The organism is Pseudomonas sp. WSY_20 (assembly GCF_043104335.1).
Taxonomy (GTDB): domain Bacteria; phylum Pseudomonadota; class Gammaproteobacteria; order Pseudomonadales; family Pseudomonadaceae; genus Aquipseudomonas; species Aquipseudomonas parafulva_B.
The window spans coordinates 195,223-217,179 of sequence record NZ_JBICKP010000030.1 but is presented as its reverse complement, the minus strand read 5'-3'; the positions used below and the strand labels follow the sequence as shown (position 1 = coordinate 217,179).

Sequence of the window (21,957 nt, the reverse complement as noted above, 5' to 3'; positions counted from 1 at the left end):
CCAGGCAATGACAACCAGGGTGATCTGGTTCTGGTTAACATCGTGGCCAATCAGGTCTCGGTCAACGAGGCCACGCCACCCCTGTTCACCCTGACCCTGAACCGCGTGCTGGACAAGGATCTCACCGTCACCCTGAGCAACAACGCCACTGTTGTGTTCAAGGCCGGCGAGACCAGCAAGTCCTATGTCGCACCTGCCCAGGGTGATGACGTCTTCAAGGACGAAGGCAAGATCCAGATCGGCATCGTCAAGGCCGAAGTGCCGAATGCTACCTTCGAGAACCTGGTGCTAGGCGCACCTGCATCGGTCGATGTCACCGACACCATCAGCAAAGTCACGGCTGTGCTGGCTGTGGATAACACCTCGGTCGTCGAAGGCGGGAAGATCACCTACACCGTGACCTTGATCAGCGAAGACAGCGACCTGCCGGTGACTGGCCACGGCGGCGTGACCGTTACCTTGACCGGTGGCACCCAGGTGTTCATCGCCGCTGGCTCTGCCACGGGTACCGTCACCATCAATGCGCCAGATGACGTGTACGTGGGCGGCCAGCCTGCGGTCACCAAGTCGATTACCGACATCACGGTCGCAGGCGCCAAGCAATTCGAAAACCTGGTGGCGGACAAGTCGCCGGTCACCACCACCGTGCACGACGAACCTGCCGGCCAGGGCGACCTGGTGCAGGTCAATATCGTCGCCAACCAGGTGTCGGTGAACGAAGCCACGGCACCGACCTTTACCCTGAGCCTGAACCGTGCACTGGACAAGGACCTGACCGTCACCCTGAGCAACAACGCTACCGTTGTGTTCAAGGCTGGCGAGATGACCAAGACCTACACGGCCGCGGCGCAGGGCGATGACGTGTTCAAGGACGAAGGCAAGATCGAGGTCGGCATCGTCAAGGCAGAGGTGCCGAACGCCACCTTCGAGAACCTGGTCATTGGCGGCCCGGCTTCGGTCAACGTTACCGACACGATCAGCAAGGTTACTGCGGTACTGGCTGTGGATAACACCACCGTGACCGAAGGCGGCAAGATCACCTACACCGTGACCTTGGTCAGTGAAGACAACAACCTGCCGGTCACCGGCCATGGTGGCGTGACCGTCACCCTGACCGGCGGCACCCAGGTGTTCATCGCCGCCGGGTCTGCCAGCGGTACCGTCAGCATCAACGCACCGGATGACGTATACGTCGGCGGCCAGCCTGCAATCACCAAGGCCATCACGGATATCAGTGTGGCCGGTGACAAGCAGTTCGAGAACCTGGTGGCCAACAAGTCGCCAGTGATCACCACCGTGACGGACGAACCTGCTGGCCAGGGCGACCTGGTGCAGGTGAACATCGTTGCGGATCAAGCGTCGGTCAACGAAGCCACGGCCCCAACCTTCACCCTGAGCCTGAACCGTGCGTTGGACAAGGACCTGACTGTCACCCTGAGCAACAACGCTACCGTTGTGTTCAAGGCTGGCGAGATGACCAAGACCTACACGGCCGCGGCGCAGGGCGACGACGTGTTCAAGGACGAGGGCAAGCTGGAGATCGGCATCGCCAAGGCTGAAGTGCCGAACGCCAAGTTCGAGAACCTGGTGCTGGGCGCCCCTGCCTCGGTCAACATCACCGACACCATCAGCAAGGTCACCGCTGTGCTGGCTGTGGATAACACCACTGTGGCTGAAGGCGGCAAGATCACCTACACCGTGACCTTGGTCAGCGAAGACAACAACCTGCCGGTCACCGGCCATGGTGGCGTGACCGTCACCCTGACCGGTGGCACGCAGGTGTTCATCGCCGCCGGGTCTGCCAGCGGTACCGTCAGCATCAACGCACCGGATGACGTATACGTCGGCGGCCAGCCTGCAATCACCAAGGCCATCACGGATATCAGTGTGGCCGGTGACAAGCAGTTCGAGAACCTGGTGGCCAGCAAGGCGGCAGTCACGACCACCGTCACCGACGAGCCGGCTGGGCAGGGCGACCTGGTGCAGGTGAACATCGTTGCGGATCAAGCGTCGGTCAATGAAGCCACGGCCCCAACCTTCACCCTGAGCCTGAACCGTGCGCTGGACAAGGACCTGACCGTCACCCTGAGCAACAACGCTACCGTTGTGTTCAAGGCTGGCGAGATGACCAAGACCTACACCGCCGCGGCGCAGGGCGATGACGTGTTCAAGGACGAGGGCAAGCTGGAGATCGGCATCGCCAAGGCCGAAGTACCAAACGCCAAGTTCGAGAACCTGGTGCTGGGTGCTCCTGCCTCGGTCAACATCACCGACACCATCAGCAAGGTCACCGCTGTGCTGGCTGTGGATAACACCACTGTGGCTGAAGGCGGCAAGATCACCTACACCGTGACCTTGGTCAGCGAAGACAACAACCTGCCAGTGACCGGCCATGGTGGCGTGACCGTCACCCTGACCGGCGGCACCCAGGTGTTCATCGCCGCCGGCTCTGCCAGCGGCACCGTCACCATCAATGCGCCGGATGATGTGTATGTCGGTGGCCAGCCTGCAATCACCAAGGCCATCACTGACCTCACCGTCGCCGGTGACAAGCAGTTCGAGAACCTGGTGGCGAGCAAGAACACGGTCACCACGGCGGTGACCGATGAGCCGGCCGGCCAGGGTGACCTGGTACTGGTCAACATCGTGGCCAACCAGGCCTCGATCAATGAAGCCACGCCGCCTCTGTTCACCCTGACCTTGAACCGCGTGCTGGACAAAGACCTCACCGTGACCCTGAGCAACAACGCCACCGTTGTGTTCAAGGCCGGGGAGACCAGCAAGTCCTACGTCGCGCCAGCTCAGGGTGATGACGTGTTCAAGGACGAGGGCAAGCTGGAGATCGGCATCACCAAGGCCGAAGTACCAAACGCCAAGTTCGAGAACCTGGTGCTGGGCGCGCCTGCCTCGGTCAACATCACTGACACCATCAGCAAGGTCACTGCTGTGCTGGCTGTGGATAACACCACCGTCGTCGAGGGTGGCAAGATCACCTACACCGTGACGCTGGTCAGTGAAGACACCAGCCTGCCTGTGACAGGCCACGGCGGCGTGACCGTGACCCTGACCGGTGGCACGCAAGTGTTCATTGCCGCGGGTTCCGCAAGCGGTACGGTCAGCATCAATGCGCCGGATGACGTGTACGTCGGTGGCCAGCCTGCCATCACCAAGGCCATCACCGACATCAGCGTTGCCGGTGACAAGCAGTTCGAGAGCCTGGTGGGCAGCAAGACTGCCGTGACCACGACCGTGACCGACGAGCCGAGCGGCCAGGGCGACGTGACCACCGTCGGTATCAGTGGCACCACCTCGCTCACCGAAGGCGAGACGGCGCACTACACCCTGACGTTGAGCAACCCGTCCCAGTCCGAAGTCACTGTGACCCTCAGCTACTCGGGCACGGCCAAGAACGGCGAAGACTTCACGGGTGTCACCACCGTGAAGATCCCGGCCAACAGCTCCGGCGTGACCTTCGATGTGCCGACGATCGACGACAAGCTGGTCGAAGGCACCGAGAACTTCACGGTCAAGATCGAAAGCGCCACCGGTGGCAACTTCGAAAACCTGCAGGTAAACGGCAGCAAAGGCAGCGTCACCACCGCCATCCTCGACAACGACAACCTGCCGGTATCACCAGGCGGTGCCGTGTATGGCGTGGAAGACACCGACTACGTATTCGCCTGGGGTGACTTCAAGGTCACCGACCCGGATGGCAATACCGGTCTGGCCGTGACCATCACCTCGCTGCCGGCTGCAGGCAGCCTCAAGTACTTCAACGGCAGCAGCTGGACCAACGTTACTGTCGGCCAGGTGATCAGCCAGGCCGATATCGCCGCCAGCAAACTGAAGTTCGTGCCACTGCTCAACCAGTCCGGCGCTGATGGCTACGGTGGCACCGGCGTGGGCAACCAGCAGGCTGACTACGCGCAGTTCAAGTACAAGCCCAACGACGGGACCAACCTGGATACCGAAACGACCATGAAGGTCGACATCAGCCCTGTGGCAGACATGCCGACGCTGGCCATCGGCAGCGCCGATGTAGTGTCCAAAGGCTTGACCAAGGAAGTGTGGACCACCCTGAAGAACCTGGGTACCAACGGCAATGGCATCACCGGTGATGCACTGAAAACGGTCTTTGCCAACTCCGGCAGCGCCACCTCCAGTGCCACCACCACCAACGTCCAGTCCGACGGCAGCGTGAATGGGGGCAGCGGTTCTAAGACCTCCGGCCTGATCTACCTGGAAGCTGGCAAGACCTACACCTTCAGTGGTACTGCCGACGACAGCTTCCTGGTCAATATCGGTGGCAAGACCGTGGTCACGGCCACGTGGGGCGGCGGCGGCCAGGTGACGGGGTCGTTCACGCCTACGGCGACCGGCTACTACCCGATCGAGGTCTACCATGCCAACCAGTCCGGCCCGGGCAGCTATGACCTGAACATTCAGGTCGGCTCTGGCGGCGTGACCGACCTGAGCAGCGCAAACATCCGCATGTACCAGAACGTGACCGAGATGGCCAACGCTGGTCTGAGCGTGTCAGACGCGCACACGGTCAACGGCCAAACCTACTACGATGGCTACAAGCTCAACGAAGGCCCAGAGAACGGTACGGTGAAACTGGTCGGTATCTCGACTGCCCTGACCGATACCGACGGTTCCGAGACGCTGAAAGTGACGTTGGGTGGCTTACCAAAAGGAACGGTGGTAACTGACAATGCAGGCCATACGGCTACAGTCAGCGATGGGCCGATCAACGTAACAGGGTGGAAACTCAGTGGCTTGACCCTTACCCCCCCTGCCTACTTCAAGGGCTCGTTTGACATAACGGTCACTTCAACTGCTACTGAAAGTCTAGGTGACTCCGCCAGCACCGTGGGCCGTATTCCGGTTACGGTTTATGGCGGCGTTTACAAAGCCAGTGTTGGTACATCGGGCAGCGACGTACTGAATGGCAGTGAAGGTCACGACATCATCGTGGCGGATGTATCTGGCCTGAACGTGGTGGCCGGTAAAAACTACAATATTGCATTCATTGTTGACAGCTCCGGCAGTATGACCGACGACTCAGTGGCTGCTGCGAAGACACAGCTGGAGTCTGTATTCAAGACACTCAAAGCGAGCGTGGGGGCCGACACGTCGGGAACGGTTAATATCTTCCTGGTAGATTTCGATACTCAGGTAAACCAAAACATAGCCGTCAATCTATCGGACGCGGATGCTTTGAGCCAACTTCAGAGAGTTCTGAATTCCATGCAGGGCGGCGACTACGGCGGCGGTACCAATTATGAGGATGCGTTTAAAACTACAGCCAACTTCTTCAAGAGCAAGATGGCGATGGGCAACACGAACGCTGAGAATCTGACGTACTTCATTACCGATGGTAAGCCGACCTTTTACCAGCGTGGCGAGCAGACCGATGCTCGACTGTGGACGAACGGCAAAATGCTGGATGAGGTTGTTAATGTTAACAACTACAAGGTTGGTGCCACGTTCAGTGAGTGGGCTGACTCAACTCACAAGGTTGACATAAACAGTGCTGGACAACTAAAAGTCACAACGTATGGCAATCTTTTGGGTTTCCTTGTTCCCATTTCCTCAAACACTATCGGGACAATACATGCCCAAGGGGATGGCACCTACGAGCTGTCCAGTTTGGGCGGCACTGGCAAGAAGTCATCCACTAATTGGAGCGATTCGGCCACAAATACAACTGATAGTTTCATGTTGCTCGGTGGTAGTTCTACCGTACCTGGACTGAGTAAGGTGCAGGCTATTGGATTGAATTCTGAGGTCAGCCTCGCTGATCTCAAGCCGTACGACACGGCGGGCAAACCGCAGATCAATATAGATCCAACCAAACTGGCAAGCGCTATCCTTGGACATACTGAGGCGACGTTGCCTGGTGCCGATACTGTCGACGGTGGGAATGGCAACGACATCATCTTTGGTGACTTGATTACCTTGAACGGTGTTGTCAGCGAGGGCTATCAAGCCTTGCAAACGTATGTCGCCCAGAAAACAGGGGTAGATGCCAGTGCTGTCACGACTAGTAATGTCCACCAATACATCGCTGAGCACTACACCGAGTTCGATATTTCAGGGCCTAATGACGGCAACGACATCCTGTCGGGCGGTAACGGTAACGACATCCTGTTCGGTCAGGGCGGCAATGACATCCTCGATGGCGGCAAAGGCAATGACATCCTGTTGGGTGGCTCAGGCAACGACACCCTCATCGGCGGCCCGGGTGACGACATCCTGATCGGCGGCAGCGGTGCCGATACCTTCGTCTGGAAGGCCGGCGATTATGGCAATGACGTCATCAAGGACTTCAACCGCTCCGAAGGTGACCGCATCGACCTCAAGGACCTGTTGCAAGGCGAGAAAGGCAGCATCATCGACAACTACCTCAAGCTGTCGACCGTGGAGGGCACCACGACGCTGCAGGTCAGCAGCGAAGGCAAGCTCAACACCGATGGCGGGCTGGCCAATGCTGACGTCACCATCAAGCTCGAAGGTGTGAACTGGTCCAACCAGACGATCAATTCGTTGATCAGCGGTGCCGACCCGACCATCATCATCCACAACAAAGACAGCTGACGGCCCATCACCGGGGCAACCGTAAAAGGTTGCCCCGGTATGCCTTGACCTGGCGCAACTGCCTGGGCAGGCCTTCCCGCCACGCACTCCCACAGCGCATACTTTCGCGCCGCATCCACGCGTACGGCGCTTTTTGCCTATGCTGCTGTCTACCCTGAAGGAATCCATGTGACGAGGGACATCGCCATGTTCTACGTGCAACGCGACGCCGCTGGCCAGTTGCAGCGAGTGGAAGCTGCTGCGTTCGACGAATTTACCGAAATGCTTCCGGCCGACCATGCCGACATCCAGGAATGGTTTGCCGATGACGTCGTGGAAAACAGCCTCAATCAGCTCAAGCAAAGCGACCTGGACATGATCCGGGTGCTTGAAGACCTGATCGATGTGCTGACCGCCAAAGGCGTGTTCAAGATCACCGATCTGCCACCTGGCGCCCAGGCCAAACTGCTCAACCGTTCGACGGCGCGCAAGGCGCTGAGCAGCCTCAACAACCTGATAGAGGAAGAAGAAGAGGGTGGCCTGATCTGACACCCAGCCCATGCACCGGCCGGACTATGGTTATGCTTTAAAGGTATTTAAAATATCTTTCTTATGACCTTATAGTTCACCCACTGCGTACCCGTCGACTAATCGATGCGCCGCACGACTCGAACCCACACGGGAGTCCCCCGTGCGTTTCCGATCGTCGCGCGTCATGAAGTCGCGCACTGCGTGGGAGTGAAACATGCCAGCCGCCTTGAACGCCCTGTCGCTCATCGATAGCGCGCCGTCACAACTTTTTGAAGTCCACCCGTTCGCCGGCGCCGTCGGCGCCGAAGTCATCGGCCTCGACCTATCCAGGCCGCTCAATGCCCAGGACTTCGCGCGTATTCATCGCGCTCACCTCGATCATCATGTTCTGGTTTTTCGCGATCAGCGCATCACGCCTGAGCAGCAGATCGCGTTCAGCCGCCGCTTTGGCGAACTGCAGATTCATGTGCTCAAGCAGTTCCTGCTTCTGGGGCACTCTGAAATCCTGATTGTTTCCAACATCATCGAGAACGGCCAGAACATCGGCCTGGGCGATGCGGGCAAGTTCTGGCACTCGGACCTCTCCTACAAGGCACTGCCCAGCTTGGGCTCGATGCTGCATGCCCAGGAACTCCCTGACGAGGGCGGGGACACGTTGTTCGCCGACATGCACAAGGCCTGGGACGCAGTACCCGCTGCGCTACGCACACTGGTAGCCGGGCGCAGTGCCGCTCATTCCTACACAGCCCGCTACGCCGAAACCCGATTCGAAGGCAATTGGCGCCCTGCACTGACAGCCGAGCAACTGGCTCAGGTGCAGGAAGTCATCCACCCCGTCGTGCGTACCCACCCCGAAACCGGTCGCCAGGCATTGTTCGTCAGTGAAGGGTTCACCACCCGCATCGTCGGGCTGCCGGAGGACGAAAGCCGGGATGTCCTGCAGCAGCTGTATGCCTTGAGCGTGCTGGAGCACAACGTCTACCGCCATCAATGGCAGCCCCACGACCTGGTGTTCTGGGATAACCGCTCCCTGATCCACCTGGCTGCCGGTTGCCCTGCACACCTGCGGCGCAAGCTCTACCGCACCACCATCCAGGGCGATGCCCCGTTCTGACGACAAGGATTCCATCATGCGCAAATCCATCAGCCGCCTGGCGGCAAGCATCGGGCTGGGCGCAAGCCTCGTTATTGGCAGCCTCGTGGCCCCCGCCGCCGCCCAGGCAGAAGGCAAGATTCGTATCGCCGAACAGTTCGGCATCGTCTACCTGCTGCTCAATGTGGTGCGTGACCAGCACCTGATCGAAAAGCACGGCAAGGCGCAAGGCATCGACATCGACGTCGAGTGGGCACAGCTTTCCGGTGGCTCGGCCATCAACGACGCATTGCTGTCCGGCTCGGTGGATATCGCAGGTGCTGGCGTAGGCCCGCTGCTCACCGTCTGGGATCGAACCCGAGGGCGACAGAACGTCAAGGCCGTGGCTTCGCTGGGCAACTTCCCGTATTACCTGGTCAGCAGCAATCCGGCTGTGAAGACCATTGCGGATCTTTCCGACAAGGACCGCATCGCCGTGCCGGCGGTGGGGGTGTCCGTGCAGTCGCGCTTGCTGCAATACGCCGCGGCGCAGCAATGGGGAGACGAGCAATACAACCGCCTGGACAAGTACACCCTGGCGGTTCCTCATCCTGATGCGACGGCCGCCTTGCTGGCAGGCGGTACCGAACTCAACGGGCACTTCTCAAACCCGCCGTTCCAGGATCAGGCGCTGGCCAACAAGAACGTGCACATCGTGCTCGACAGCTACGACTTGCTTGGGCCGAATTCGCCCACGCTGCTGTTTGCCACCGAAAAATTCCGCAAGGACAACCCCAAGACGTACAGAGCCTTCGTCGATGCCATCGCCGAAGCGGCCACGTTTGCCCAGAACGACAAGGCGGCAGCCGCCGATACCTACATCCGGGTGACCAACGCTAAGATCGACCGCGCAAGCCTCATCAAGCTGATCGACAACCCTCGGTACGAATTTACCGTCACGCCAAAGAACACCTACAAGCTCGCCGAATTTCTCTACAGGGTCGGCGCGATCAAGCACAAGCCAGCGTCGTGGAAGGATTATTTCTTCCAGGATGAACATCCGCTGCAGGGGAGCTGAGCCATGACTGCGCCATTGCCAGGCCACACGGTCAGCACCTTGAGCCATCCTATAGCACCGCCGTTGTTGAACGTGCAGGGCCTTACCCTTGAATACCGCACCCGGCAACGGGTGGTACGCGCTACCCATCAGGTCAGTTTCGAGGTGGATCAGGCTGATCGCTTCGTCCTGCTGGGGCCATCCGGTTGTGGCAAGTCAACCTTGCTCAAAGCCGTGGCCGGCTTCATCGAACCCCGTGAAGGACAGATCCTGCTTCAGGGGCAACCCGTCAGCGGCCCGGGACCGGACCGCATCGTGGTGTTCCAGGAATTCGACCAGTTGCCGCCTTGGAAGACGGTGAAGCACAACGTCATGTTTCCACTGTTGGTATCGGGCCAATTGAAGCGGGCCGATGCTGAAGAGCGGGCGCTTCACTACCTGGAGAAAGTCGGTCTTGCAGCCTTTGCCGATGCCTACCCGCATACGCTATCAGGCGGCATGAAAGCGCGCGTGGCGATTGCCAGGGCCTTGGCCACGCAGCCGAAGATATTGCTGATGGACGAACCGTTCGCCGCACTCGATGCACTTACCCGGCGCAAGATGCAGGAAGAGTTGCTGCTGCTGTGGGAGGAAGTACGCTTCACCTTGCTGTTCGTCACCCACTCCATCGAAGAGGCCTTGGTGGTGGGCAACCGCATCTTGCTGCTCACGCCTCACCCCGGCCGGGTACGCGCCGAGGTGCACAGCCACCAATATCACCTGGGCAGCCTGGGGGGCAGCGATTTCCAGGCCAGTGCCCGGCGCATACACCGTTTGCTGTTCGATGAAGCGGCCGACCCCGCTCAAGTCGATGACATTGGTTTCAACGACATCCGCATTGCCTACTGATCAGGAGCTTGAGCCATGACCACAACCCCTGTGCGCCAGGAATACGAGGTGCAGCTGGAGCCATTGCTCAGCGTGCCTGTGGAACGCGACCTGTCGTTGAGTCAGCGCCTCTGGCAGCACGGTTGGCTGCGCAAGGCCGTCATCCTGATAGTTATCGCATTGCTGTGGGAAGCCGTCGCCCGTTATCAGGACAACGACCTGCTGCTACCGACCTTCCTGCAGACAGCTGCCGCGCTGTGGGAAGGCCTGGTCAGTGGAGAGCTGCCGGCCAAGGTCGGCGTGTCGCTGGTGATCTTGCTCAAGGGCTACCTGCTAGGGATTATCCTGGCCTTTGGTCTCACCAGCCTGGCCGTCTCCACCCAGCTTGGGCGCGACCTGCTGAGCACCTTGACCTCGATGTTCAACCCCCTGCCTGCCATCGCCCTGTTGCCATTGGCCTTGCTGTGGTTCGGGCTAGGCGACAACAGCCTGATCTTCGTCCTGGTGCATTCGGTGCTCTGGGCCCTTGCGCTCAATACCTATGCAGGGTTCCAGGGTGTTTCCGACACCCTGCGCATGGCCGGGCGCAACTATGGCCTCAAAGGGCTACGGCTGGTGATGCACATCCTGGTGCCGGCGGCGTTGCCCTCGATTCTGTCCGGGCTCAAGATCGGCTGGGCGTTCGCCTGGCGCACGCTGATTGCCGCAGAACTGGTCTTTGGTGCCAGCAGCGGCAAAGGTGGCCTGGGTTGGTACATCTTTCAGAACCGCAACGAACTCTATACCGACAAGGTGTTCGCAGGCCTTGCGGTGGTCATCCTGATCGGGCTGCTGGTTGAGGGGCTAGTCTTCAACACCCTGGAGCGCCTGACGGTCAAGCGCTGGGGCATGCAGCGCTGAGCTTGCAAGCGCCGGCGTTGGCCGATCGCATTGGCCAAGGCCAATGCGAGCGTCCCTGGTCATGGTGTTAGATACTGGGCTGCGGCGTTGCTGAGAATCTTGCCGATCTCTTCGCGCAACTGCGCAGGCTGCTCGACCACCAGTTCGTCCCCACGGCTCAAAAGCCACCAGCGCAACGAGCTCCCGTCGCTCACCGTGGCCCGCAGCCGATGCCCCTGGTCATGGGCGGTCAACTGCATGTCGCTGCTCAGTGGAGCCTCTCTGAGCTGGCGCGCCAGTGGGTCACTGATGCGCGCCACCAATTCAATGCCTTCGCCCGGTGGCGCTTGCAGCGCTTCTCCTTTGAGATGCGCCAGCAGATCGGTGGTGCCGCGCAGCTCGCTCACAACGCCCGCGGCCCAGTGCCACCCGTAGGGAATGCTCTTGTCGTTGCGCTCCAGCGGGAAGATCAACGACAGGTCATTGAGGTCGCGCTCTACGGTTCGCTTGCTGACGGTAAAGCCCAGGTCTCGTAGCCGACAAGCCAGCTCGGAACTGGTGAGGCCTGGAGAACGGCCCGGTAGCTGGCGCAGCAGCGCCCACTGACGGCTGAGGGTGGCGCGAGTGGTGGCGAACGGCAAAAGGTAACGTCCTTGTCTAGGCTTGCCGCTCTAGGATGGCGGCACGCGAGGGGCATGGCAATTGGCCACGGACCGCTCAGATCAAGTAAGTGACGTTTGGTTGCCTGCATCCGAATCGTTCGCGACAGGTTTTGACGTCCTGTTGCGCAGAATCACGCCTCATCACAGCCGAAGGTTGAGGTTGTGCGTCGTTCAATGAGGATGAACATGTCTGCTGTCGGCAATATCCATTCGCTGCTCGCCCGCCTGCTTCCGGCACAGGTGATCGTTTCGCCCGCTGTCGCCCGACGCCAGCGGCTGTTTGCAGGTGTCGGCATGCCCAGTCAACGGACGATGCTGGTCAGCCGTCTGGACGAAGCCAGTGACCTGCAAGCGGTCTACCAGGATCTGCGCCTGCAAGCCCTGCAGGGGAATGTGGCAGCGCTGAACGACCTGGGTTGGATCTGGCTCAATGGCAAGTACTGGCGTGCTGATACGGTGTTGGCCGGGCACCTTCTGCGCATGGCGGCATTGCAGGGCAGTGCCGTGGCCTGGTTCAACCTGGGGCAGCAGCACTACTTCGGCAAAGGTGTGGATCGTTCCTACACGCAGGCCGCCGAATGCTACCGCCAGGCGTTCGAGCGAGGCATGTCGCATGCGGCCGCTGCGCTGGGAGACTTGTACGAAGAAGAAGTGTGCGATGGCCGTATGCAATGGCAGGTCGATCCGCAGCTGGCCTACCGATGGTTCCTGCAGGGTGCCGAACAGGGTGAGGCACGCTGTCGTTTCGAGGTTGGCTACCGGCTGATTCACGGCCTGCATGTGCAACCGGAGCTCAAGCCGGCATTGTACTGGCTCGAACTGGCGGCCGCTGCGGGTGTGGTGCAGGCGGCAGAAGAACTGGCCGTGCACTTCAGTCGACGCGATCAGGAGCGCTATCAGCAATGGCGCGATCGCGCCGTGCAGATGGGCAGTACCTTGGCCCTGACCATGAAGCTGGAAGATCAGGTTCAGCCTTGAAGTAATAGAGTGGGTAGCGGTTGGCCTGGCCGTGTGAACAAGATTTCATGCAGGCGCTTCGTCGCCCCCGGTTGACGGAAGGGGGAGCATCAGGCGTATATTGATAGTTAGCAAACTATGAATATATGTGATTCCCATGTCCCTTGATCTTCTGCGTCTTCAGGTCAGCAGTGGCCTGGTCGTTGCCGCTCGGCACTGGCGCCGCATCTGCCACATGGCACTGACCGGCTACGGCATTTCCGAAGCCTGTGCCGCGCCACTGCTGATGATCGTGCGCCTGGGCGATGGCGTGCACCAGGTGGCGGTCGCCCAGGCGGCCGGGCTGGAAAGCCCGTCCCTGGTGCGCCTGCTCGACCAGCTGTGCAGGGCCGGGTTGGTGTTGCGTAGCGAAGATCCGATGGACAGGCGCGCCAAGGCCCTGAGCCTTACGGCTGAAGGGCGCGTGCTGGCCGAGGCCATCGAGGCGGAGTTGGTGAGGGTGCGCGGTGATGTGCTGAGTCGGCTCGATCCAGAAGACCTGCAGGCCACGCTGCGTGTACTGCGCGCATTCGAAGCAGCCGGGCTGGGCAGCACGGGCGGGGTCGCATGAACGGCTTCTTCAGCTCGGTGCCACCGGCGCGCGATTGGTTCTACGGCGTGCGCACATTCGCCGCCTCCATGATCGCGCTGTATATCGCCCTGCTCATGCAGTTGCCGCGTCCGTACTGGGCCATGGCGACCGTCTATATCGTTTCCAGCCCCTTCCTGGGGCCTACCAGCTCCAAGGCGTTGTACCGCGCCCTGGGCACCTTGCTGGGCGCCGCTGGGGCAGTGCTGCTGGTACCGCCCCTGGTGCAGTCGCCGCTGCTGCTGAGCATCGCAGTGGCCCTGTGGACGGGGACGTTGCTGTTCCTCTCGCTGAATGTGCGCACGGCCAACAACTACGTGTTCATGCTGGCCGGGTATACCTTGCCGATGATCGCCCTGGCAGTGGTCGATAACCCATTGGCCGTGTTCGACGTGGCTTCCTCGCGGGCCCAGGAAATCTGCCTGGGGATCGTCTGCGCAGCCGTGGTCGGGGCCATTTTCTGGCCACGACGGCTGGCGCCCGTGGTGGTAGGGGCGACAGGCAACTGGTTCAACGATGCCATTCGCTACAGCGACAGCTATCTTGCCCGGCAGCAGAGCGCGGTCGATGTCGGTGGCATGCGCGGGGCGATGGTGGCGACCTTCAACTCACTGGAGTTGATGATCGGCCAGCTCGGCCATGAAGGTACCGGCCCCCATACCTTGCAAAACGCCCGCGAGCTACGTGGGCGCATGATCCACCTGCTGCCGGTCATCGACGCGCTGGACGATGCATTGGCGGCCTTGCAAGGGCGCGCTGCGCAGCAATTTGAACACATCCTGCCTGTGCTCGATGCTGCACGTGAATGGCTCAAGGGCACCGCAGACAGCCCCTCTGTCCAGCGGTGGGCAGCTCTGCATCAAAGGATCGACGATCTGCGCCCGGATGCGGCTGCACTGGACCAACGGGCCGAGCTGTTGCTGTCCAACGCGCTCTATCGGCTCACCGAATGGGTAGACCTGTGGCAGGACTGCTGTACCTTGCAGCATGCTCTGCGTACCGACGACGCCACCCCCTGGCGCGCCGTTTACCGGCACTGGCGCCTGGCACGCTTGCGGCCATTCTTCGACCGGGGCCTGATGCTCTACTCGGTCACCTCCACCGTCCTGGCCATCATCGTTGCCTGCGGCCTGTGGATCGGCCTGGGCTGGAATGATGGCGCCAGTGCGGTGATCCTGGCGGCCGTCTCATGCAGCTTCTTCGCGGCGATGGACGACCCGGCCCCACAGATCTACCGTTTTTTCTTCTGGACCCTGCTGTCGGTCATTTTCTCGAGCCTGTATTTGTTCCTCGTGCTGCCCAACCTGCATGACTTCCCGATGCTGGTACTGGCCTTCGCCGTGCCTTTCATCTGCATCGGCACGTTGACAGTACAGCCACGCTTTTACTTAGGGACATTGCTGACCATCGTCAACACCTCGACCTTCATCAGCATCCAGGGTGCCTACGACGCCGATTTCTTCACCTTCCTCAATTCCAACCTCGCCGGCCCGGTTGGCCTGCTCTTCGCGTTCATCTGGACCCTGGTCATGCGCCCCTTCGGTGTGGAGCTGGCTGCCAAGCGCATGACCCGTTTCGCCTGGCGCGACATCGTCGAGGTGACCGAGCACGCAACCTTGGCCGAGCATCGCAAGGTGGGTGTAAAAATGCTCGATCGTTTGATGCAGCATTTACCTCGCCTGTCGCAAACCGGCCAGGACAGCAGCGTGGCGCTACGGGACTTGCGTGTTGGGCTGAACCTGCTCGACTTGCTGGCGTACATGCCGCGTGCCGGTCAGGTCGCCCGTGAACGACTGGCCTTGGTGGTCGCTGAAGTGGGTGCCCATTACGCGGCCTGCCTGCGCGCCGGTGAGCGGCTGCACGCGCCACCTGCACTCTTGCGCAACATGGAAAGGGCCCGGCTGGCGCTCAGTCTCGATGAGCCCTGCGAACGCCTCGACGCCCGCCCGCATTTGTTGCATGCGCTGGCTGGCCTGCGCCTGGCGCTGCTGCCAGGCGTCGAGGTCATGCTCGAGCCTGCGGAGCAACTGCAACTACCGTCTGGCCTGGATGGAGCACCCCTGTGATCGGTGAACTGGATATCAGTGGGGTATTCCTGCCCACGCTGCTGGTGATGATGATTGGAACCTACCTGCTGTTTCTGGGTGTCCACGCCGTACTGGTGCGTGTGCACTTCTATCGCCTGGTCTGGCACCGGGCATTGTTCAACGTTGCCCTCTACGCCGTGCTGCTCGGTGCGGTGGACCACTTCTGTCGAAGCCTGATGCTGCCATGAAAAAACCTTTGCTGACCCTGGGCCGTGTGGTCCTTACCCTGTTGGTCGTGACATTTGCCGCCGTACTCGTCTGGCAGATGGTTGTGTACTACCTGTTCGCACCCTGGACGCGCGATGGCCACATTCGCGCCGATGTGATCCAGATCGCCCCGGACGTATCCGGGTTGATCCAGAAGGTCGAGGTGCGCGACAACCAGACCGTCAAGCGTGGCGATGTGCTGTTCACCATCGACCAGGACCGTTTCACCCTGGCGCTGCGTCAGGCCAAGGCCACGCTCGGCGAGCGTCAGGAAACTTTGGCCCAGGCCTCGCGGGAGGTGAACCGTAATCGTAAGTTGGGCAACCTGGTCGCGGCCGAACAGCTCGAAGAAAGCCAGTCGCGCCAAGCGCGCGCCCGCTCGGCGGTCAGTGAGGCGCAGGTGGCTGTCGACAGTGCCCAGTTGAACCTGGATCGCTCGGTGGTGCGCAGCCCCGTGGACGGTTATCTCAACGATCGCGCGCCGCGCAACCATGAGTTCGTAACCGCCGGGCGACCGGTGCTGTCGGTGGTCGACAGTGCCTCTTATCACGTCGATGGCTACTTCGAGGAAACCAAGCTGGGGGGCATTCACATCGGGGACGTGGTGGATATTCGTGTGATGGGCGACAACACCCGCCTGCGCGGGCATGTGGAAAGCTTTGCAGCCGGCATCGAGGACCGCGACCGCAGCAGCGGCACCAACCTGCTGCCCAACGTCAACCCTGCCTTCAGCTGGGTGAGGCTGGCCCAGCGGATTCCGGTGCGGATCGCCTTTGACGAAGTCCCGCAGGATTTCCGCATGATTGCCGGGCGAACCGCCACCGTCTCGATCGTCGAGGACATGCACCCATGAAACGGCTGATGCTCGCAGGGCTATGCCTGTCGCTCGGCGCCTGCATGACGGTCGGGCCAGACTACGAGCTGCCCAAAGAAGCGGCAATCCAGCGCACTGACCTCAACGGCCCCCTGCGCCAAGATGCCGACAGCGTGGTGTCGGCACCGGTGCCGGAAGATTGGTGGCAGTTGTATCACGACCCGCGGTTGAACGCGCTGGTACGCCAGGCCCTGAGTGCCAATACCGAGTTGCGCGTGGCTGCGGCGAACATCGCCAAGGCGCGTGCGCAGGTCGACATTGCTGAGTCTCAAGGGGGCTTCGACGGTGGAGTGAAGCTAGGTGCCCAGCGCCTGCAGGAGTCTGGGGAGGCTTTCTTGCAGCCCGAGAAGGTGCCTGTGGCGAACATCGGCGAGGCGATCATCAGCGCGTCCTACCAGTTCGACCTGTGGGGCACCTTCAAACGTGGTACGGAGGCTGCCAGGGCCAATGCCGATGCGGTACAGGCCGCAGCGGACACGGCGCGGATCACGCTGGTGGCGGATGTAGTCAAGGCCTACACCCAGGTGTGCTCGGCCAACGAGGAATACCACATTGCCCGTGAGTCGCTCGATTTACAGGCGCAAAGCGTCAAGCTCAGCCAGCGCCTGCGCGATGCGGGGCGTGGTGATGAAACTCAGGTGACGCGGTCGCAAACCCAGTTCAAGTCTTTGGGCGCCGAGCTGCCGCGATTCAAGGCCGAACGTGAGACAGGCCTGTATACCCTGGCCGCATTGCTGGCGGTCCCCATGCAGAAGCTGCCAGCAGGAACTGCCGATTGCTCTGAACTGCCGCAGCTGACTCAGTTAGTGCCGGTGGGCGATGGCGCCGCGTTGCTCAAACGTCGCCCCGACGTACGCCAGGCAGAGCGCCAATTGGCGGCTGCCACCGCCAATATCGGTGTAGCGACCGGCGCGCTTTATCCACAGATCAGCATCGGCGCGCAGGTCGGGACCATCGGCATCCTGGACAACCTGGGCGAGCCTGCGACCAACCGCTGGGGCTTCGGCCCGCAGATCAGCTGGAGCATCCCCACCAACGGCACGCGGGCCCGCATTCGCATGGCTGAAGCGTCCACCCAGGCGGCCTTGGCGAATTTCGATGGTGTGGTACTCAATGCCATACGCGAAACCCAGACAAGGCTGGCTCAATACAGCGCACTGCTGGACCGGCGCGATGCACTGGCCGAGGCAGAGAAGTCTGCTCGGGAAGCGGCCGACCAGACGCACCGGTACTACCAGGCCGGGCGTGAGTCATTTCTGGCGGACTTGCAGGCGACGCGGACCTATACCGACATGCGTGCGCAGTTGGCGGCTGCGAACAGCCAGGTTGCAATGGGGCAGGTTGGCGTGTTTCTGGCGCTTGGAGGCGGTTGGAAGCGTCCCATGGAGCACTGAGGGGTAAATAGAGTCTGTGTAAAAGTATCGAGACAAGGGTCAGGCAAGGCGCGCGCAGCCGAGAAAACAGAGTTTACGGTTTGTGAATGAGTGTTCCGCGGCCAATGTACAGCAGGGGCTGCAGCGCAGCCCCAGTCAATCACAAGGTCAGGCCGGCTGGGGCGCTCTCAGAATGTTCTGCAGCAACTGAACACTTTCGACCGCGTCGTGACCCAGGCTGGTCAGGTAGCCCCCGTCGGGTTGATCGGTCAGGCCTTTTTCGTGCAGCCGCTGCGCGGCGGCGATGAGCGTCGGGGATGCGGTGTTGTGAATCTTGATGCCTTCCTGGCTGCTGTCGAGATTGAACAGTGCAAGCACTTCCAGTTCAGCGATCAGTTCGGGTGAAAAGGACATGGCGACTCCTGACTTCCAGACGAGGATAGCGGCACCGCGGGGGTGCCTGAATCTGGAGTGTAGCCGGGTTATTCGTCGTCGCCTTGATCCATCTCAGGAGGCAGTTCGGGTAGCGCGCGCAAGGCGTTTTCATACCACTGGCTGTCGAAGGCTCGGTCCTGCGCCAGCATGTTGTCGATCTCGAAGGCCAGCACGTGGGCCATCAGGTTGAGGATATCCTCGCGCTCATACCCGACCAGTGTCAGCTTGTTGAACGTAGCCTTCGCCGCAGCCGGCTCGCCGCTTTCAATTTGGTTTTCAATGGCCTGGGTCAGCGTGGCTTCGGCGAACGCTTCATCGTCATTGTCGATATCGGTGGGCTCGCTCATGGGATTACTCCTGTCGTGGGCGCTACAGTTTGCCACGTCCGTGGTGGCAATGCCTGGTCATTGACCGGGTGCATGACGCTGGTCAGCCGATGGCCAAAAGGGCTATAAAAGCCCTGCCATTCCCATACGGCCCGGAGGCTGTCGAACCATGCTCAAGCTCCACGGATTCCCTGTCAGCAACTACTACAACATGGTCAAATTGGCCTTGTTGGAAAAGGGCGCGCCTTTCGAAGAAGTCCTGTTCTTCAGCGGTCAGACGCCTCAGGTGCTGGAAGTCAGCCCACGGGGCAAGGTGCCGGTACTGCAGACCGAGCACGGCTTTCTCAGCGAAACCACGGTGATCCTCGACTACATCGAGCAGACCCAGGGCGGCAAGGCGCTGCTTCCCGCTGCTCCGTACGCAAAGGCGAAGGTGCATGAGTTGGTCAAGGAGATCGAGCTGTACATCGAGCTCCCTGCGCGTACATGCTACGCCGAAGCATTCTTTGGCATGCCCGTGGAACCCTTGGTCAAGGAAAAGGCGCGCACCGAGCTTCTGGCAGGTTTCGCCACGCTCAAGCGCAACGGGCGTTTTGCACCTTACGTGGCAGGCGAGCAATTGACCCTGGCCGACCTGATGTTCTGCTTCTCGGTCGACCTGGCATGCGCCGTAGGCAAGAAAGTGCTCAACATCGACTTCCTTGAAGATTTCCCTCAGGCCAAGGCATTGCTCGAACTAATGGGGCAGAACCCCCACATGGCGAAAATCGTCGCAGACAAGGAAGCGGCAATGCCGTCCTTCCTGGAAATGATGCGCAACAGGCGCTGAGGCGGCGGGCTAGTCCGACCAGATGGGGGCTTGTGTTACAGCCCCTAACAATCTGAATATTTTTGGCAAAGCGACGGGGCAGGGTAGCCCCCGCCCCGTCACTCAGCGCCGTTAGCGTGCGGCCAGCAACGCCTTGCCGCGCGCCACCGCTGCACGTACCTGCGCCGGTGCCGTACCACCGATGTGATCACGGGCATTTACCGAGCCTTCCAGCGTAAGGACGGCGAATACGTCCTGTTCGATCTGGTCACTGAATTGACGCAGCTCTTCCAGGCTCATCTCTGCCAGGTCCTTGCCGCTATCGACCCCGTACTTCACCGCGTGGCCCACGATTTCGTGACAGTCACGGAACGGCAGGCCACGGCGCACCAGGTAGTCGGCTAGGTCCGTTGCGGTCGAGAACCCGCGCAAGGCGGCCTCGCGCATGATGGCATGCTTGGGTTTGATGGCCGGGATCATGTCGGCGAAGGCACGCAGCGAATCGCGCAGCGTGTCTGCGGCATCGAACAGCGGTTCCTTGTCTTCCTGGTTGTCCTTGTTGTAGGCCAGCGGCTGGCCTTTCATCAGGGTCAGCAAACCAGTCAGTGCACCGAAGACGCGCCCGCTCTTGCCACGCACCAGCTCGGGCACGTCCGGGTTCTTTTTCTGCGGCATGATCGAGCTGCCGGTGCAGAATCGGTCGGGCAGGTCAATGAACTGGAACTGGGCACTGGTCCACAGCACCAGTTCTTCGGAGAAGCGCGAGAGGTGCATCATCGCCACACTGGCGGCGGCGCAGAATTCAATGGCGAAGTCACGGTCCGACACGCCGTCCAGTGAGTTGCCTGCCACGGCTTCGAAGCCCAGCAGCTTGCAGGTCAGCTCACGGTCGATGGGGTAGGTCGTGCCGGCCAGCGCAGCACTGCCCAATGGCATCCGGTTGGTACGCTTGCGGCAGTCGACCAGGCGTTCATGGTCGCGGCTGAGCATTTCGAACCAGGCCAGCAGGTGGTGGCCGAAGGTCACCGGCTGCGCCGTCTGCAGGTGCGTGAAGCCAGGCATGATGGTTTCGGCTTCGCGTTCGGCCTGTTCCAGCAGCCCTTCTTGCAGGCGGGTGATTTCGGCCAGAATCAGGTCGATTTCGTCACGCAGCCATAGACGAATGTCGGTCGCGACCTGGTCATTGCGGCTACGGCCGGTGTGCAGTTTCTTGCCGGTGATACCAATGCGGTCGGTCAGGCGCGCTTCGATGTTCATGTGCACATCTTCCAGGTCGACACGCCAGTCGAAGGTGCCAGCCTCGATTTCGCCCTGGATGGTCTTGAGCCCATCGATGATGGTGTCGCGCTCGGCATCGCTGAGCACACCGACTTGCGCCAGCATGGTGGCATGAGCGATGGAGCCCATGATGTCGTGGCGGTACAGGCGCTTGTCGAAATCGACCGAGGCCGTGAAACGGGCGACGAAGGCGTCTACGGGTTCACTGAAGCGGCCGCCCCAGGACTGATTGGTCTTGTCAGTGCTCATGGTTTCACTCATTACAGGCGTGAACGAAAAATTGCCGCGATGATAACAGGGTTAGGCCCAGTGCCGCAGGGCGCCTGCAGGGTGGGCGCGAGGAAAAGGCATAGCGCGCTGTAGGCAACGGAGATTTTACGGATTGAACGGCAGTGTTCCATGGACCGTCTACAGTTTGACAGAGGCGGGCAGCTAATCTGCCAGCCACAGTGAATCTTTGGCTATCGCACCGGTCTAGAGCGTGACACGCAGCGTCGCTTCAAACACAGCTGTCTACGCTTTTAACCGTGCGAGACTCACTCAGGAATCCAGCGCAATTATGAATGTCCTGATCGTTGATGACGAACCCCAAGACCTCAAGCGCCTAAGCCTAATGTTCGGTGAACTCGAGGGTTATACCGTGCTGGAGCCAAGTGCCACCAATGGTGAAGAGGCCCTTGCGCTGATCGAAAGCCTGAAACCCGACATTGTCCTGTTGGATATCGGAATGCCTGGCCTCGATGGTCTGCAGGTCGCCGCCCGACTGTGCGAGCGTGAGGCGCCGCCTGCGCTCGTGTTCTGTACCGGTGATGACGAGTATGGGGAAGATGCCTTCAAGCAAGCCTCCCTTATCTACGTGACCAAGCCTGTTGACGGGCCGGCGCTTCGGGAGGCACTGCGCAAGGCCGAGCGACCAAACCGCGGCCAGCTGGCCGCGCTCACGCGTCCAGGCCACGAGGGCAGTGGCCCTCGCAGCCACATCAGCGCCAGAACCCGCAAGGGCATCGAGTTGATCCCTATCGCTCAGGTCATCTACTTTATCGCCGATCACAAGTACGTGACCCTGCGTCATGAAACGGGCGAAGTGTTGCTCGACGAGCCGCTCAAGGCGCTTGAGGATGAATTTGGCGACCGTTTTGTGCGTATCCACCGCAATGCACTGGTTGCGCGGGAGCGGATCGAACGCCTGCAACGTACACCGCTGGGGCATTTCCAACTGTACCTTCAAGGGCTCGACGGTGATGCCCTGACCGTGAGCCGGCGCCATGTAGCAGGCATGCGCAAGATGATGCAGACCCTCTGAACGCCTGAGCCAGTGACGCGCCAGCACTCATGAC

At 60.8% G+C, this 21,957-nt stretch carries 18 protein-coding genes; 14 read left to right on the top strand and 4 right to left on the bottom strand.

Annotated elements, in window-relative coordinates; all coding sequences use genetic code 11:
- The 6 genes from ACF8E5_RS09505 to ACF8E5_RS09480 form a co-directional block, all read left to right on the top strand.
- Nucleotides 1–6,600 (top strand): immunoglobulin-like domain-containing protein (locus ACF8E5_RS09505; RefSeq protein WP_392475193.1); only part of this gene is annotated, 6,600 nt, incomplete at its 5' end.
- A gap of 186 nt (nt 6,601–6,786) precedes the next feature.
- Nucleotides 6,787–7,128: a hypothetical protein gene (locus tag ACF8E5_RS09500; RefSeq protein ID WP_023535786.1), complete on the top strand. Its 342-nt coding sequence runs from the start codon at nt 6,787–6,789 to the stop codon at nt 7,126–7,128.
- Between the two features lie 196 nt (nt 7,129–7,324).
- Complete coding sequence (locus tag ACF8E5_RS09495) at nt 7,325–8,224, top strand: TauD/TfdA family dioxygenase (protein ID WP_196185958.1); 900 nt, start codon at nt 7,325–7,327, stop codon at nt 8,222–8,224.
- A gap of 16 nt (nt 8,225–8,240) precedes the next feature.
- Nucleotides 8,241–9,260 (top strand): ABC transporter substrate-binding protein, encoded by a 1,020-nt coding sequence (locus ACF8E5_RS09490; protein WP_058637030.1) that lies wholly within the window; start codon nt 8,241–8,243, stop codon nt 9,258–9,260.
- A 3-nt stretch (nt 9,261–9,263) separates the two neighbouring features.
- Complete coding sequence (locus tag ACF8E5_RS09485; protein ID WP_145253870.1) at nt 9,264–10,127, top strand: ABC transporter ATP-binding protein; 864 nt, start codon at nt 9,264–9,266, stop codon at nt 10,125–10,127.
- Between the two features lie 15 nt (nt 10,128–10,142).
- On the top strand, nt 10,143–11,006 hold the full coding sequence (locus tag ACF8E5_RS09480; protein WP_058604670.1) for an ABC transporter permease: 864 nt from the start codon (nt 10,143–10,145) through the stop codon (nt 11,004–11,006).
- Between the two features lie 59 nt (nt 11,007–11,065).
- Here ACF8E5_RS09480 and ACF8E5_RS09475 read toward each other — a convergent pair whose 3' ends face one another.
- Nucleotides 11,066–11,626 (bottom strand): WYL domain-containing protein, encoded by a 561-nt coding sequence (locus ACF8E5_RS09475; RefSeq protein WP_058604671.1) that lies wholly within the window; start codon nt 11,624–11,626, stop codon nt 11,066–11,068.
- Between the two features lie 207 nt (nt 11,627–11,833).
- Here ACF8E5_RS09475 and ACF8E5_RS09470 point away from each other — a divergent pair, with 207 nt between their 5' ends.
- The 6 genes from ACF8E5_RS09470 to ACF8E5_RS09445 all read left to right on the top strand — a co-directional run bounded on the left by ACF8E5_RS09470 (nt 11,834) and on the right by ACF8E5_RS09445 (nt 17,794).
- Nucleotides 11,834–12,625 carry a tetratricopeptide repeat protein gene (locus ACF8E5_RS09470; RefSeq protein ID WP_196185959.1) on the top strand — a complete coding sequence of 264 codons (792 nt, stop codon included), beginning with the start codon at nt 11,834–11,836 and terminating at the stop codon, nt 12,623–12,625.
- A 136-nt stretch (nt 12,626–12,761) separates the two neighbouring features.
- Nucleotides 12,762–13,214 (top strand): MarR family winged helix-turn-helix transcriptional regulator, encoded by a 453-nt coding sequence (locus tag ACF8E5_RS09465; RefSeq protein WP_058604673.1) that lies wholly within the window; start codon nt 12,762–12,764, stop codon nt 13,212–13,214.
- Entirely contained in the window at nt 13,211–15,298 is a 2,088-nt protein-coding gene (locus tag ACF8E5_RS09460) for an FUSC family protein (protein ID WP_392475192.1), read from the top strand. Before ACF8E5_RS09465 ends, ACF8E5_RS09460 begins: the two co-directional genes overlap by 4 nt.
- Nucleotides 15,295–15,507 (top strand): DUF1656 domain-containing protein, encoded by a 213-nt coding sequence (locus ACF8E5_RS09455; protein ID WP_023535833.1) that lies wholly within the window; start codon nt 15,295–15,297, stop codon nt 15,505–15,507. Before ACF8E5_RS09460 ends, ACF8E5_RS09455 begins: the two co-directional genes overlap by 4 nt.
- On the top strand, nt 15,504–16,379 hold the full coding sequence (locus tag ACF8E5_RS09450) for an HlyD family secretion protein (protein ID WP_058604675.1): 876 nt from the start codon (nt 15,504–15,506) through the stop codon (nt 16,377–16,379). Before ACF8E5_RS09455 ends, ACF8E5_RS09450 begins: the two co-directional genes overlap by 4 nt.
- Complete coding sequence (locus ACF8E5_RS09445; RefSeq protein WP_392475191.1) at nt 16,376–17,794, top strand: efflux transporter outer membrane subunit; 1,419 nt, start codon at nt 16,376–16,378, stop codon at nt 17,792–17,794. The genes ACF8E5_RS09450 and ACF8E5_RS09445 overlap by 4 nt, the downstream gene beginning before the upstream one ends.
- A 147-nt stretch (nt 17,795–17,941) precedes the next feature.
- Here the strand turns inward: ACF8E5_RS09445 and ACF8E5_RS09440 are convergent, their stop codons facing one another.
- Together ACF8E5_RS09440 and ACF8E5_RS09435 are read right to left on the bottom strand one after the other, a co-directional pair.
- Nucleotides 17,942–18,187: a TIGR02647 family protein gene (locus tag ACF8E5_RS09440; protein ID WP_023535777.1), complete on the bottom strand. Its 246-nt coding sequence runs from the start codon at nt 18,185–18,187 to the stop codon at nt 17,942–17,944.
- 68 nt (nt 18,188–18,255) lie between these two features.
- Entirely contained in the window at nt 18,256–18,555 is a 300-nt protein-coding gene (locus ACF8E5_RS09435; protein ID WP_058637035.1) for a hypothetical protein, read from the bottom strand.
- A 148-nt stretch (nt 18,556–18,703) separates the two neighbouring features.
- Between ACF8E5_RS09435 and ACF8E5_RS09430 the strand changes: the two genes are divergently transcribed.
- Nucleotides 18,704–19,363, top strand: a complete 660-nt coding sequence (locus ACF8E5_RS09430) for a glutathione S-transferase (RefSeq protein ID WP_392475190.1) — start codon at nt 18,704–18,706, stop codon at nt 19,361–19,363.
- Between the two features lie 111 nt (nt 19,364–19,474).
- On the opposite strand, the gene argH is transcribed toward ACF8E5_RS09430, so the two are convergent.
- Entirely contained in the window at nt 19,475–20,869 is a 1,395-nt protein-coding gene (argH, locus tag ACF8E5_RS09425) for an argininosuccinate lyase (protein ID WP_058604679.1), read from the bottom strand.
- 310 nt (nt 20,870–21,179) lie between these two features.
- On the opposite strand from argH, the gene ACF8E5_RS09420 reads away from it, so the two are divergent.
- Nucleotides 21,180–21,923, top strand: a complete 744-nt coding sequence (locus ACF8E5_RS09420; RefSeq protein ID WP_058637037.1) for a LytTR family DNA-binding domain-containing protein — start codon at nt 21,180–21,182, stop codon at nt 21,921–21,923.
- Nucleotides 21,924–21,957: the final 34 nt, after the last annotated feature.